13 protein-coding genes are annotated in these 14,079 nt (G+C 64.4%); 6 read left to right on the top strand and 7 right to left on the bottom strand.

Features of this window, described 5'->3' with window-relative positions; genetic code table 11:
• Position 1: 1 nt before the first annotated feature.
• Positions 2-994 carry an aliphatic sulfonate ABC transporter substrate-binding protein gene (locus CXP40_RS20130; protein WP_106735175.1) on the bottom strand — a complete coding sequence of 331 codons (993 nt, stop codon included), beginning with the start codon at positions 992-994 and terminating at the stop codon, positions 2-4.
• Between the two features lie 214 nt (positions 995-1,208).
• The gene (locus CXP40_RS20120; protein WP_106735174.1) at positions 1,209-2,528 is read right to left on the bottom strand and encodes an OprD family porin; all 1,320 of its coding nucleotides are present in this window, start codon (positions 2,526-2,528) and stop codon (positions 1,209-1,211) included.
• A gap of 632 nt (positions 2,529-3,160) precedes the next feature.
• Between CXP40_RS20120 and CXP40_RS20115 the strand changes: the two genes are divergently transcribed.
• The 4 genes from CXP40_RS20115 to CXP40_RS20100 all read left to right on the top strand — a co-directional run bounded on the left by CXP40_RS20115 (position 3,161) and on the right by CXP40_RS20100 (position 7,771).
• Entirely contained in the window at positions 3,161-4,120 is a 960-nt protein-coding gene (locus CXP40_RS20115; RefSeq protein WP_106735173.1) for an aliphatic sulfonate ABC transporter substrate-binding protein, read from the top strand.
• Positions 4,117-5,346 carry an acyl-CoA dehydrogenase family protein gene (locus tag CXP40_RS20110; RefSeq protein WP_106735172.1) on the top strand — a complete coding sequence of 410 codons (1,230 nt, stop codon included), beginning with the start codon at positions 4,117-4,119 and terminating at the stop codon, positions 5,344-5,346. Before CXP40_RS20115 ends, CXP40_RS20110 begins: the two co-directional genes overlap by 4 nt.
• Positions 5,347-5,448: 102 nt before the next feature.
• The gene (locus CXP40_RS20105; protein WP_106735171.1) at positions 5,449-6,375 is read left to right on the top strand and encodes a sulfurtransferase; all 927 of its coding nucleotides are present in this window, start codon (positions 5,449-5,451) and stop codon (positions 6,373-6,375) included.
• Between the two features lie 211 nt (positions 6,376-6,586).
• On the top strand, positions 6,587-7,771 hold the full coding sequence (locus tag CXP40_RS20100) for a YeeE/YedE thiosulfate transporter family protein (RefSeq protein WP_106735170.1): 1,185 nt from the start codon (positions 6,587-6,589) through the stop codon (positions 7,769-7,771).
• Between the two features lie 66 nt (positions 7,772-7,837).
• Here the strand turns inward: CXP40_RS20100 and CXP40_RS20095 are convergent, their stop codons facing one another.
• Positions 7,838-9,097, bottom strand: coding sequence for an MFS transporter (locus CXP40_RS20095; protein WP_106735169.1), 1,260 nt, complete (start codon positions 9,095-9,097; stop codon positions 7,838-7,840).
• A gap of 283 nt (positions 9,098-9,380) precedes the next feature.
• On the bottom strand, positions 9,381-9,665 hold the full coding sequence (locus tag CXP40_RS20090; protein ID WP_041980354.1) for a hypothetical protein: 285 nt from the start codon (positions 9,663-9,665) through the stop codon (positions 9,381-9,383).
• A gap of 174 nt (positions 9,666-9,839) precedes the next feature.
• On the opposite strand from CXP40_RS20090, the gene CXP40_RS20085 reads away from it, so the two are divergent.
• Positions 9,840-10,469, top strand: a complete 630-nt coding sequence (locus tag CXP40_RS20085) for a bifunctional 2-polyprenyl-6-hydroxyphenol methylase/3-demethylubiquinol 3-O-methyltransferase UbiG (RefSeq protein ID WP_106735168.1) — start codon at positions 9,840-9,842, stop codon at positions 10,467-10,469.
• A 25-nt stretch (positions 10,470-10,494) separates the two neighbouring features.
• Here the strand turns inward: CXP40_RS20085 and CXP40_RS20080 are convergent, their stop codons facing one another.
• Positions 10,495-10,800 (bottom strand): NIPSNAP family protein, encoded by a 306-nt coding sequence (locus tag CXP40_RS20080; RefSeq protein ID WP_036998898.1) that lies wholly within the window; start codon positions 10,798-10,800, stop codon positions 10,495-10,497.
• A 29-nt stretch (positions 10,801-10,829) separates the two neighbouring features.
• A complete protein-coding gene (locus tag CXP40_RS20075) occupies positions 10,830-12,047 on the bottom strand; it encodes an MFS transporter (protein ID WP_106735167.1) in 1,218 nt (405 codons plus the stop codon).
• A gap of 104 nt (positions 12,048-12,151) precedes the next feature.
• Here CXP40_RS20075 and CXP40_RS20070 point away from each other — a divergent pair, with 104 nt between their 5' ends.
• Positions 12,152-12,925 carry a helix-turn-helix domain-containing protein gene (locus CXP40_RS20070; RefSeq protein ID WP_106735166.1) on the top strand — a complete coding sequence of 258 codons (774 nt, stop codon included), beginning with the start codon at positions 12,152-12,154 and terminating at the stop codon, positions 12,923-12,925.
• A 181-nt stretch (positions 12,926-13,106) separates the two neighbouring features.
• On the opposite strand, the gene CXP40_RS20065 is transcribed toward CXP40_RS20070, so the two are convergent.
• The gene (locus CXP40_RS20065; protein WP_106735165.1) at positions 13,107-14,018 is read right to left on the bottom strand and encodes a LysR family transcriptional regulator; all 912 of its coding nucleotides are present in this window, start codon (positions 14,016-14,018) and stop codon (positions 13,107-13,109) included.
• Between the last annotated feature and the right edge of the window lie 61 nt (positions 14,019-14,079).

The following is a 14,079-nucleotide window of genomic DNA, read 5'->3' as shown; positions in this document are numbered from 1 at the left end:
GTCAGTTCCCCGCCTTGGCCACGTTGCTGCCGATCACCTGAGCGGCCAGTTGCGGCTGGATCAGTTGGTCGACCACCTGAGCGACGTCGGTACCCGGACGCACCAGTTGCTCGTCGAGCAGTATGGGGGCAGAGGCTTTCAGCGCCTTGATGTGTTCGGCGCCCGGCTGCGGATTGCTGAAGTCGGTGCGTGACAGTTGCAGCTTGGCCACTTCCAACGGCAGCTTGGCTTCGTCGGCGAGCAACTGGGCCAGAGCATCGGGGTTGGCGATGGCCCACTGGCGCGCCTGTTCGTAGGCGGCAATCACCTGCTGGATCAGCTCGGGCTGCTCCTTGGCAAACTTTTCGGTGACGCTGAGCACGCTGTAGCTGTTGAAGTCGCGGTTGCGGTACAGCAGGCGCGAACCGGCCTGCAGCTCGCTGGCCGCCATCAGCGGGTCAAGCCCGGCCCAAGCCTGCACGTCGCCGCGCTCCAGGGCGACGCGACCGTCTGGGTGTTGCAGGTGGACGATTTCCACGTCGTTCTTGTCCAGCCCGGCCTTCTGCAGGCTTTGCAGGAGGAACAGGAAAGGGTCGGTGCCCTTGGTGGCGGCGACCTTTTTACCCTTGAGGTCGGCCAGCGACTGGATGGGCGAGTCCTTGGGCACCACCAGCGCTGTCCATTCCGGGCGGCTGGCGACGTAGACGGTATTGATCGGTGCGCCGTTGGCGCGGCTGAGCACGGCAGCCAGGCCGGCGGTGGAGGCGAAATCGGTGCTACCGCCGTTGAGGTATTCCAGCGAGCGGTTGCTGCCCTGGCTGAATGTCCATTTGACGGCGATGCCTTGCGGCGCGAGGGCTTTTTCCAGCAAGCCCTGCTGCTTGAGCACCAGGCTGGTGGGGGCGTAGTAGGCGTAGTCCAGGCGGACTTCTTTCGGTGGTGCGGCATGTACGGCGGCTGGCAACCAGGCGGCAAACAGCGCCGCCAGGCCAACACGCAAGGCATTCTTCTTCATGGTCATCTCCTCGTGGATATATGGCCTTCCGGCCCGTTGGCGGGCCGGTCAGGAGATGTCACTGGGGTTAGAACCTGCCCAAAGGATCGCGAGCTAGAGCGATGCAAGGCAAAAAGAGGCGAGGAAGCGGAGTGTACTTTTGTACATGAGCATTCCGAGCCTGTTTTTAACGCAGCAGTGCCGACGCGCAGCAGACTTTTGGCAGGTTCGTGGGTTACAGCAGGGTCAGGGTGTAGCTCAGGATCAGGCGGTTTTCGTCGGCGTCGGTGGTGACGTTGCCGCGCTGGGTCGCGTTGCGCCAGGACACGCCGAGGCCTTTCAGCGGGCCATCCTGCAGGGTGTAGTCGAGGCGGAAGTCGCGCTCCCACTCTTTCAGGTCACCGTTGGCGGAGTCGACGTTGTCACCCTTGAGGTAAGCGACGCTGGCCTTCAGGCCCGGGACGCCGAGTTTGGTGAAGTCATAGCCGTACTCGGCCAGCCAGGTGCGCTCGCCGGCGTTCTGGAACTTGCCGATCTGGCGGTCGGTGATCAGGTAGGACGAGCTGCCGCCGCCCTGGTTGAGGAACGGGAAGGCGCTGTCGCCTTCGACCTGCTGGTAGCCCAGGCTGGCGAAGTGGCTGCCCAGGGTATAGGTGAACAGCGCGCTCCAGGTCTGGTTGTCGACCTCGCCGGTGCTGCTATCGCCAGCACGCCAGTAGCCGGCGCTGCGGTAGCCATCGGCACGGCCGGAGGCGCTGCCGTTCTTGCCGTCGGAGTTGCTGTCGAAGTAACGCAGGTCGGTCTTCAGCGAACCCGGGCCGATCGCCCAGTTGTGCACCAGGCCGAGGAAGTGCTGTTTGTAGAAGTCTTCCAGGTTGCCGTAGTAGTACTGCAGCGTCAGGTCCTTGGTCAGCTTGTAGTCACCACCGGCGAAGTAGAACTTGTTGCTGTCGGCGTCACCGGTGGCGCCGGCGATACGCAGAGAGATGTCGTCGGTGGAGCTACGGGTCTTGGTGCTTTCCAGCTGGCCGGCGGTCAGGGTCAGGCCGTCGATCTCGTTGGAGGTGATCTGCCCGCCCTCAAAGGTCTGCGGCAGCAGGCGGCCGTCGTTGAAGGTCACCACCGGCAGCTTCGGTAGCAGGGTGCCGATACGCGCCTCGGTCTTGGACAGGCGCACCTTGGCGGTCACGCCGGCCTTGCTGTAGTCGTCCACGGCGCTGCCGTCGCTATCGAGCGGGAACAGCTGGCCTGGGGTGCGATCACGGCCGGCCTTGCTTGCGGTGCCGCCGGAGTCCAGCTTCACACCAAGCAGGCCGATGGCGTCGAGGCCGAAACCGACGGTGCCCTGAGTGAAACCGGAGCTGTAGTTGAAGATGAAACCCTGACCCCACTCTTGCGCCTCGCCGTTGTTGTTGGCGGTGTTCTTGTTGTTCAGGTCGTAATAGAAATTGCGCAGGCCGATGCTGGCCTTGCTGTCTTCGATGAAACCGGCGGCGGTGGCCTGGTTGGCGATGGCGGCCAGCGTGACGGCCAAGGCCAGGGTGGATTTTTTCATGCTCGATGCTCCAAGTGCTTTGTGTGCTGTTCTGGGGTTGGCACTGCACAGGGGCTCGGCAGGACAGCGGACATGGCGCTGGTCTCGGCGGATTGGCATACGAACCTGGTCACGATCTGCTGCGCGTCGGCCATGCTGCGTTGAAACCAGGCTCAAAATGCTCATTTACAGCTCGTAAACTGCGCTTTTTCGCCTGGTTTCGCCTTGCCTGACTCTAGCTCGCGAGATCGGGAACAGGTTCTAAGAGCCCCTGATTCGGGCCCGATGCGGTGGTCCGCTGTCGGCTGGTGGCTAATCTACGAGACGAGCGTTAATCCCTAAAAAGAATTATTTTTCACCTTGTAGTAACTAAAAAGAATATAAGCCTGATCCCGATGCAACTCGCTGCGTAGGAGCCGATTCATCCGCGAATCCTGCGAGCCACTTCTGACGGCTTGCTTCGCCAGCCCGCACAGGGCCCCCGCCGCGCCTGACAAACTGGCCTTAGCTAATTCCTAAAAATTATTTAACAACTGCTTTTTATATCGACTAGCTTCTCTTCACCGGATCACCGGACTTCTTTTTCTAAACACTGAAGTACGCGTGATCCGCCGCAATCCCATGGCCGGCACGTGTTCGTATCGAGAGCCGCCATGTCCAACACTCATTCCAAACGCAGCACACTGATCGCCGCCTCGCTGGCCATCGGCCTGCTCGTCGCTCCGCTTACCGAGGCCGCCGAGCAACTGCGCATCGGCTACCAGAAATCCTCCACGCTGATCAGCCTGCTGAAGAGCCAGGGCACCCTGGAGAAGGCACTGGCCGATCAGGCCATCAAGATCAGCTGGCACGAATTCCCCAACGGCCAACCGCTGCTGGAGGCGCTCAACGTCGGCAATATCGACCTCTCCGCCGATGTCGCCGACACCGTGCCGGTATTCGCCCAGGCTGCCGGTGCCGACCTCGCCTACTTCGCTCAGGAAGCGCCCTCTCCCAGCGCGCAGGCGATCATCGTGCGCGAGGATTCGCCGATCAAAACCCTGGCCGACCTCAAGGGCAAGAAGGTCGCCGTGACCAAGGCAGCCGGCGTGCACTACCTGCTGATCGCCGCACTGAACCAGGCCGGCCTGAAGTTCAGCGACATCGAACCCGCCTACCTGACCCCTGCCGACGGCCGCGCCGCCTTCGAGAACCGCAAGGTGGACGCCTGGGTCACCTGGGAACCCTTCCTCAGCGGCGCGCAGCAACAGCTGCCGACGCGCATCCTCGCCGACGGCAAGGGTCTGGCCGATTACCAGCGCTACTACCTGACCAGCGCCAAGTTCGCCAAGAGCCATCCGCAGGTGCTGCAGACCGTGTTCGCCGAGCTGGTGAAGACCGGTGACTGGCTGCGCGCCAACCCGCGCCAGGCGGCTGAAATCCTCGGCCCGCTGTGGGGCAACCTCGACCCGGCCATCGTCGAGAAAGCCAACGCCAAACGCAGCTACCAAGTGCGTCTGGTACAGCCAGACAGCCTCGCCGAGCAGCAGAAGATCGCCGATGCCTTCTACGGCGCCAGCCTGCTGCCGACCTCAGTGGATGCCCGTGAAGTGAGCATCTGGAGCCCGCAATGAGCGCCGAGGCCCGCCTGCATCCCAGCCTGCGCGACGAACCGCTGTTCGCCGCGCACCTGTTCCCCGTGGACTTCGGCAGCCGCACGGCCAAGGTCGAACGCCTGGCCCGGCGCCTGGCGGCCAGCGCGGTGGAACGTGATCGTGCTGGCGGCAGCGCCCAGGCCGAACGCGAATTGATCCGTGAAAGCGGCCTGCTGACCCTGGCCGTGCCGCAGCAGTACGGCGGTCAGGGCGTGGCCTGGCCGGAAATCTATCGCATCACCCGTTACCTGGCGGCGGTGGACAGCTCGCTGGCCCACCTGTTTGCCTTCCAGCACCTGCAGGTGGCGACCATCCTGCTGTTCGGCAACCCCGATCAGCAGCGCCACTGGCTGACGCGCACGGTGCAGGAGCGCTGGTTCTGGGGCAACGCCACCAATGGTCGCGACACCGGCCTCACGCTCGCTCCGCGCGAGGAACATTACGAGCTCAATGGCAGCAAGTCGTTCTGCTCCGGCGCGCTCGGCGCCGATGCGCTGGTGATCGGCGTGCAGCGCAGCAAGAAACCGGAAGACCGCGTCTTCATCGTTCTGCCCAGCCAGCGCGAGGGCCTGGCGGTGAACAGCGACTGGGACGGCTTCGGCCAGCGCCAGACTGACAGCGGCACGGTGCAGTTCGAGCAGGTATTCGTCGACACCAGCGAGCTGCTCGGTCCGGTCGGCCCAAGCCCGCGCACCACGCTGCGCGCCTGCCTGTCGCAACTGATCCTCACCCAGCTTTACCTGGGTAACGCCCAGGGCGCGCTGGACGCAGCGCTGCGCTACACCCGCGAACAGAGTCGCGCCTGGCCAGCATCGGGCGTGGCCAATGCCAGCGATGATCCATTTATCCAGCAGCGTTACGGCGAGCTGTGGCTGCGTTATCGCAGCGCCCTGCCCCTGGCCGAACACGCCGCCCAGCGCCTGCAAACCGCCTGGGAAAAACCGGCACTGACCGCCGCCGAACGCGCCGAAGTGGCGCTGGCCATCAGCGAGGCCAAGGTGGTGGCGGTGCGCGCCGCCCTCGACATCACCAGCCAGATTTTCGAAGCCATGGGCGCCCGCGCTACCAGCTCGCGCTACGGCTTCGACCGCTTCTGGCGCAACGTGCGCGTGCACAGCCTGCACGACCCCATCGACTACAAGGTGCGCGACCTCGGCCACTGGCTGCTCAGCGGCCAGGGCCCACAAGCGTCGCTGTACAGCTGACAAGGAGGTTAGAGCCACAACCAACATGCATGGAAAACCCATATCTCGCATCGACAAAGGCTAATCAGCCGCAAAACTGCCAACGACAACGAGGTCAACACAATGAAGATCAAGACCCTATTCGGCGCCGGCGCACTGCTCGCCGCCGCTCTGCTGCAATCGGTGACGGCGCATGCCGCAAGCGAGTACCTGGTCAGCACCGACTGGTTGGAAAAGAACCTGAAAGATCCCAAGGTACGCATCATCGAAGTCAGTGTGGTGCCCGGCGTCTACGAACGCGGGCACATCCCGGGCGCGGTGAACTTCGCCTGGCACAGCGACCTGGTCGATCCGGTACGCCGTGACATCGCCAGCCAGGAAGCCTTCCAGCAACTGCTGCGCAAGGCCGGGGTGAATAACGACAGCACCACGATCATCTACGGTGACAACAACAACTGGTTCGCTGCCTGGGGCGCCTGGGTGTTCGACGTGTATGGCGTCGACAACGTCAAACTGCTCGACGGTGGCCGCGCCAAGTGGGAAGCCGAAGGCCGCCAGCTGGACCGCCGCGCCAGCACACCGACTGCCGGTAACGTGACCGTGAAGGCAGCCAACAAGGATCTGCGCGCGTTCCTCCCGGACGTACTCGCAGCCGCCGAGAAGCGCAGCGACACGCAACTGGTGGATATCCGCTCGGCTGACGAATACAACGGCAAGGTCTTCGCTCCGCAAGGCGTGCAGGAGCTGGCCGTGCGCGCCGGCCATGTACCAGGCGCAGTGAACGTGCCCTGGGGCCAGGCGGTCGCTGCTGATGGCACCTTCAAATCGGCTGAAGAGCTGAAGAAGGTCTACGGCGCAGTCGGCATCGACGGCAGCAAGCCGATCATCACTTACTGCCGCATCGGCGAGCGCTCCAGCCATACCTGGTTCGCCCTGAAGAAAATCCTCGGCTACGACGTGCGCAACTACGACGGTTCCTGGACCGAATACGGCAATGCCGTGGGCGTACCGGTGGTGAACGTGGCCGGCACCGTCTGGGGCGGCAAGTAAGCGAACACTCGGTGCGGTGGTGAATCACGCGTCAGCGATTCACCACCAACGCGAATTCATCCCCCAAGGCTGATGCTTCCTGTAGGAGCGGATTTATCCGTGATTCTCGCGGCTGAAGCCGCTCCTACAAAACAAATGTCAGTCACGCAAAACACGGCCCTGGCCTGACGCCCAGGGCCGTTTTCGTCATCACGGTCAGAAAGGACAACCCATGACCGCCAGTATCGTCTCCACTCGCGCAGTGCTCCCCATCACCCTGGCGGGCCTGCTCGCTCTCGCCCTGCTCGCCTTCATCTGGCAACTGTCCGATGGCAGTAACCAGGGCCGTGCCTTCGGCTATTCACTGGCCAGCGGCGCGCTGTTCGGCCTGTTTCTACAGCGTTCACGCTTCTGCTTCTTCTGCGTGACGCGCGACTTCGTCGAACGCCGTGTGCCGGACGGCCTGCTCGGTCTGCTCGCCGCTCTGGCGGTCGGCACCCTCGGCTATCACGCGGTGTTCGGCGCCTTCCTGCCAGACCCCAGCGGTGGACGCCTACCACCGGATGCCCATATAGGCCCGCTGAGCTGGGTGCTGGCTCTGGCCGCCACGGTGTTCGGCATCGGCATGGCGATTTCCGGCTCGTGCATCAGTGCGCACCTGTACCGCCTCGGTGAAGGCAACTTCGCCTCACTGGCTGCACTCGCCGGCGCCCTGCTTGGCTTCGCCCTAGGCTTTCTCAGCTGGAATCCGCTGTACCTGGCCGCCCTGCAGGAGGCGCCGGTGCTGTGGTTGCCGGGCAAGCTCGGTTACGGCGGATCCCTGCTCTTGCAACTGATCCTGCTTGGCGCGCTTGCCGCCTGGCTGCTGCGTTATCGCCAGGCGGGCACAGCTTCCGAGACACAGGGACTATGGTCGCTGCTGTTCGGCGCACGCTGGCCGACCTGGGTCGGCGGGGTGCTGATCGGTGGGCTGGCGGTGCTGGCCTACTTTCGCGTCGCCCCGCTGGGGGTGACAGCCGAATTGGGCAGCCTGGCGCGCACCAGCGCCGATAGCCTGGGCTGGCTACCCGAACGCCTGGAGGGGCTCGACGGCTTTTCCGGCTGCGCCACGGTGATCAAGGAAACCCTGCTGTCGAACAACGGCCTGTTCGTCATCGGCCTGGTCAGCGCGGCCTGGGCCAGCGCCCTGGCCGCAGGCGATTTCCGCCCCAGCGGCGGTGCACCACGTGATTGGCTACGCGGCCTGCTCGGCGGCGTGCTGCTGGGTTGGGGCAGCCTGCTGGCGTTGGGCTGCACGGTGGGCACGCTGCTGTCCGGGGTGATGGCTGGCGCGGCGTCAGGCTGGGTGTTCGGCCTGTTCTGCCTGGTTGGTACCCTGCTTGGCTTGAAGCTCAGGCCGTTGCTGCGTTTGGGGTAGTCGGGGTTCGCCTCATTACACGGCCGCGTCTAGGGCAGCGCGTAGGGCGTACCGGGACGCCCTACGTCAGGCCGTCTTGCTCGGCGAGGCATCCTCGAAGCGGTCGACCTTGCGCAGGCTCTTGAAGCCAAGCATCCAGCCGCCAGTCACGGTCAGGGTGCAGGCGCAACCGATCAGCGCTGCCGGCACCACGCCGAACCAGGCAGCGCTGGTGCCGGCGCGGAATTCGCCGAGCTCGTTGGAAGAGCCGATGAACAGCATGTTCACCGCATTTACACGACCACGCATGGTGTCCGGTGTGGAGAACTGCACCAGCGAGGAACGGATGTACATGCTCACCATGTCCGCGCCGCCGGCCACCACCAGCGCGGCGAACGACAACCAGAACAGGCTGGACAGGGCGAACACCAGGTTGGCCACACCGAACAGGGCCACCGCGCCGAACATCACCAGCCCAACATGGCGGTTGAACGGCTTCATGCTCAGGTACAACCCGACCGACACCTCACCGATGGCCATGGCACTGCGCAGCAGACCGAGGCCTGTCGGCCCAACTTCCAACACCTCCTGGGCGTAGATAGGCAGCAGCGCGATCACGCCGCCGAGCAGCACAGCGAAAAGGTCCAGCGAGATGGTGCCGAGGATGATCGGCCGCGTGCGGATGAAGTGGATGCCCGCGGTAAAACGCGCCCAAGCGGTAGCTTCCAGTGCCTGCATCTTTTCCGCATAGCGCACGGGCACCCGCAACATAAGGGCGGTGCCGGCGAGGAAGCAGGCCAGACACACCGAGTAGGTCAGCCCACCGCCACCGATGGCGTACAGACCACCACCGATCACCGGGCCGGAAATGGTAGCGCCGCGCATGATCATGCTATTAGCGGCGATGGCCGCAGCCAGGCGCTCGCGCGGCACGATCTGTGGCAGCAGGCTGGACAACGCCGGACCGGTGAAGGCGCGGCCACAGCCGTACAGCACCAGCACGGCGTAGTACCAGGCGACCGGTGCCCCACTCAGCGACAGCCACAACAACGCTCCGGCGCACACGCCTTCGACCAGCCAACTGAGCATCAGGATCAGCTTGCGATCGTAACGGTCGATCAGATCGCCGGCCGGCATCAGTAGCACCAGCATGGGAATGAACTGAGCCAGGCCGACATAGGCCAGCGACAGCGGGTCGCGCGTCAGGTCGTAAACCTGCCAGGCCACGACGATGGCCTGAATCTGTACGGCGAACACCACCACGATGCGGGCAATGAGAAACGGCAGGAAACCGGGAAGCCGGTAGACGGAAACGGGGGCAGCGGACACGGCAGAACCTCGAGGCATGACCGGCCAGTGCCGGTCGAGGTGAGCCGGCCAATTTACGTCATGGCTATGCGGTGGGGCAAACGCGTGAACAGCCTGTTGCGCGGATCGAACCCAAGAAAACCCGGAGCGTTCGTAGAAGTGAACCGTGGGTGATGACTGCAGGAGCGCCGCCCCGGCGCGAGACGAATGCGGTCATAGCGCATTATCGAGTCGCATGATCCATTCGCCGTGGGGCGCGGCGCCTACAGTCATTGGTAGCGCGGGCGGATGCGGGAGGTCATCCCGCCCGCCAATATCCAGGCTAGACGAATGCCTGATCGCCGAAACCGCGCGGCAGGCGCTGGCGGCCCGGCAAGGCGGTCAGGCGCGCTTCCCAGGAGGTACGCCAGTCATTGACGGCACGCGCGGCCTTCTCACGACGGGCAGCCCGGCGCGCGGCATTACGGGCATTACGACGGGCTTCGGTGAAGACTTCGGTCTTGCGGCAATTGCGGCATTTGACCTTGCCCAGCTCGGTGGTGGAAGGCAGTTTTTCACCATGAGAGCCACAGGCAAGGTGGCCAGAGACTTTGTAGTGCGTAACCATCGCGTTATCTCCTTGATTGTGGGCGCCCGGCTGTAGCCAGCCGATTTACACCCCTCAGGAAATGTGACTATTAAAGCGCAGCGGTGGTTCATTAACGGCCAGGAGGCATAAGCCGTCTCGCTAGCCACCGGTCCCCCGAGCGGGTCTAATGCCTACTTTTGCCGGAACATCGCGATGCCCCTGAGCCCCGACGAACTCACGCAGATCAGCGCCCTCACCCTGGCCCACTACCAAAGCAGCGCCGAGGACTTTCGCGAGGGCACGCGCGACCATGACGTGAGCCAGAACATCGCCGCGCTGCTGCGTCATATCGAGGGCGAAAAGCCCTGGCGCATCCTCGATTTTGGCTGTGGTCCGGGGCGTGATCTGCGCACCTTCAGCGGCCTCGGCCATACCGCCATCGGCCTCGATGGCTGCGCAGAGTTCGTCACCATGGCGCGCGCCGACAGCGGCTGCGAGGTCTGGCAGCAAAGTTTTCTGGAGCTGGATCTGCCGGCCGGCCACTTCGATGGCATCTTCGCCAACGCGAGCCTGTTCCATGTGCCCGATCAGGAGCTGCCGCGCGTGCTCAGCCAGTTGCAGGCAGCGCTGAAACCAGGCGGCGTGCTGTTCAGCTCCAACCCGCGCGGCGAGAATCAGGAAGGCTGGAACGGCCCGCGCTACGGCAGCTATCACGACCTGGAACGCTGGCGCGCGCGGCTCACGGCGGCCGGTTTCGTCGAGCTGGAACACTACTACCGCCCCGCCGGCCTGCCACGCGACCAGCAGCCCTGGCTGGCCAGCGTGTGGCGACGATTCGCTTAGCTCACCACCACGGGCATGCGTCGTTCTAGTCGAATACGGGCCGGAAAAAGCTGCGCTCGTAGCTGAGGATGCAACGTGTCTCTTCGGCGTAGCGAAAGGCCGCCTGGCACTCGGCGTCGGCGAAGGAATCCTGACGATAGCGCTCGTATTCAGCCAGGCTGGGGAAGCTGAACAGCGCCAGGGCCACGTCGTTGGCGCCCTCGGACGGCAGGAAATAACCGTGGTGCGTACCGCCGAAGCGCTCTACCAACGGAATCCACAGCTTCGCGTAGTGCTCGAATTCCTTGAGTTTGTAGGGATCGACGATGTAGCGCAGGTAGCAGGTGATCATGGTTGTCCTTACTTGCGGGTGGTAAACGGCTAATGCTTTTTGAGCGACGGCAACAACGCAGTGAGGATACCCAGCAGCGGCAGGAAGGAGCAGATCAGGAACACCTCCTCGATGCCGTGAATGTCCGCCAGGTAACCGAGCAGCGCGCCGCCGATGCCGCCGAAACCGAACATCAGGCCGAAGAACAGCCCGGCGATCATGCCGACGTTGCCCGGCATCAGCTCCTGGGCGAAGACCACGATGGCGGAGAATGCAGAGGCGAGGATGAAGCCGATCACCATGCTCAGCACGCCAGTCCAGAACAGGTCGACGTGCGGCAGCAGCAGGGAGAACGGCGCCACACCGAGGATGGAGAACCAGATCACCTGCTTGCGCCCGATGCGGTCGCCAATCGGCCCACCGAAGAACGTGCCGGCCGCCACCGCGCCGAGGAACAGGAACAGGTAGAGCTGCGAGCTGGCCACCGACAGGTCGAACTTCTCGATCAGGAAGAAGGTGAAGTAGCTGGTGAAGCTGGCCATGTAGAAGTACTTGGAGAACACCAGCAGCGCCAGGATCAGCAAGGCGAACTTCACCCGCCCGGCTGACAACCCGTGAGTGGCCACACCGCCCTGCTTGAGCTTGAACAGCGTCAGGTGGTGGCGGTACCAGCGGCTCAGGCCGTACAGCACGACGATGGCGAAGGCGGCGAACAGGCCGAACCAGGCGACGTTGCCCTGGCCGTAGGGAATGATGATCGCCGCCGCCAGCAGCGGGCCGAAGGCGGTGCCGGCATTGCCGCCGACCTGGAAGGTGGACTGCGCCAGGCCGTAGCGCCCGCCCGAGGCCAGGCGAGCGATGCGCGACGCTTCGGGGTGGAAGGTCGACGAGCCGATACCCACCAGCGCCGAAGCCATGAGGATCGCCGGGAAGCTGCCAACGAAGGCCAGCATGAGGATGCCGACCAGGGTGCACAGCGAGCCGGCCGGCAGCAGCCAGGGCTTGGGATGGCGGTCGGTGTGGTAGCCCACCCAGGGCTGCAGCAGCGAGGCGGTGAGCTGAAAGGTCAGGGTGATCAGGCCGATCTGGGCGAAGCTCAGGCCGTAGTTGAGCTTGAGCATCGGGTAGATGGCGGGCAACACCGCCTGGATCAGGTCGTTGATCAGGTGCGCCAGGGCGCAGGCGCCGATCACGCGCATCACCAGAGGGCTGGCCTGGCTGACGGGCGACGCGCCGGCCAGGGAGGTAGCGGCAGGGCTGCTGGACATGCTTGAAGCTTCCGAACGAGATGAGGAACGCCGCTATGCTAGGCTGCGCCCAACCGCCTGTCTCACGAAGATCGGGAAACAACCCTCGCAAAAAAGGCAGCCTCATGCGCTTAGCCGATAAATTACTGGCCGAGATCGACGCATCACCCTGGCTGGTCAGCAGCAGCGCCACCGATTACCCGGTCAACGCCGTCATCGAGCCGCACTCGCACCGCAACAAGCACCAGCTGATCTACGCCATTTCCGGGGTGATGGTGGTGACCTCGGCGCTGAACCAGTGGACGGTGCCGCCGAGCCGCGGCATCTGGATGCCTTGCGGCCAAGTGCATGCGATTCGTTGCATAGGCAGCGTGCGGATGCGCAGCGTGTTCGTGCGCCCCGACAGCCTGCCGGACATGCCCGCCGAGTGCCGCGCCGTGGCCATCTCGCCGCTGCTGGGCGAGCTGATCCGCGCCGCCGTGGACATCACCCAACCCTACGCCGACGACTCGCGCGAAGCACGGGTGATGCGCCTGATCCTCGATGAACTGCGCATTCTGCCGACCCTGCCGCTGCACCTGCCGCAGCCGGCCGATCCGCGCGTCCAGCCAATCTGCACGACACTGCAGGACGACCCCGGCGACGCCTCCACGCTGGCCGACTGGAGCATCCGCCTGGGTCTGGACGAGAAGACCATCCAGCGCCTGTTCCAGAAAGGCACCGGCATGACCTTCGGCCAGTGGCGCCAGCAGGCGCGCCTGCTGCTGGCCCTGGAGCGCATCGCCCTGGGCGAGAAGATCATCGACATCGCCGGGGAGCTGGGCTACGACAGCCCCAGCGCCTTCACCACCATGTTCAAGAAGCAGTTCGGCCTGACGCCCAGCCAGTTCTTCAAGTGATGCGTGGTGGGCGGTTCTTGAGCGGCGCTTGTCGCGGCTACGACTGCATGGATGCAGGAGGTAGAGCGAAGCAGGATGCCAGAGCCGAAAGCCCCTCCCACACTGCATGCATCAACACCGGAGCGCAGCCGCTCAAGCCACGCACCGTGGGAGGCGCTTCAGCGGCGAGCGGTTCTGTACGTCATACGTCCAGACTGTCGCCGGATGGCCGCTCAGGCGAGAGGTAGCTGACCAACTGGCGCGCATGGGATGACAGCGCCTCCCAGCTGCGCACGCACAGGCGTAATTCACGGGTGGCCCAGACATCCTCCAGCATCACCACCGCTACCGGCAGTTCCTGGGCGAAGCGGGTCGCGGCCACCTCGGGCAGCATGGATACGCCGACGCCCTGTGCCACCAGTTGAGCGATGGCATCGAAGCTCGGCGCACGCACGCGCACCTTCAGCGGCAAGGCGTTACGCACCGCCATGTACTCGATGAAGCGTTGCATCGCCCGTTCGGCAGGCAGGCAGACGAAGGGGAAGTTGAACGCAGCGCGTAGTGAGGCCGGGCGTTGCTCGATCAACGCATGCCCATGCGGCACCAGCAGCACCAGGCGGTCGTTGCGAAACGGCAGCGATAGCAGATCATCGGTGGCCAGGTTGCCGTCGTAAACGCCGATGTCGATGCTGCCTTCCCGCGCGGCCTGCAGCACATCCTTGCTGTTGTACTCGGCCAGTTGCAGATCCACCTCGGGGTAGTCGGCCAGGAACGGCCCGAGCGCCGCAGGCAGGAAGGTGCTGTTGGCCACCGTGGACGCCGCCAGGCGCAGGGTGATGCGCCGCTCGCCCTTGAGCTCCTGCAGGGTTTCGCTGAGTTGGCGGGCCTCCTTCAGCACGCCCTGGCAGGCCTCCAGTACCAGGCGTCCGGCGGGGGTCAGGCTCATACCGTCACTGCTGCGCACGAACAGCGTCAGCCCGCAGCGTTCTTCGAACAGGCGCAGGCGGGTGCTGGCCGCCGACACGGCGACGGGGAAGGTCGCCGCCGCCTTGCTCAGGCTGCCGGTTGCAGCAATCGCCGCGATCAAGCGCAGGTCGGGCAGGTCGAAATGCATGAAGCCTTCTCCAAAACAGAAAGCCATCTTCGTGAAATTGCGATTCTGGCTGCTTAGCTTT

Source organism: Pseudomonas sp. YY-1, assembly GCF_002843095.1.
Lineage (GTDB): Bacteria > Pseudomonadota > Gammaproteobacteria > Pseudomonadales > Pseudomonadaceae > Aquipseudomonas > Aquipseudomonas sediminis_A.
Note: the sequence above shows the minus strand (reverse complement) of the source record. Positions and strands in the feature narration are given on the sequence as shown.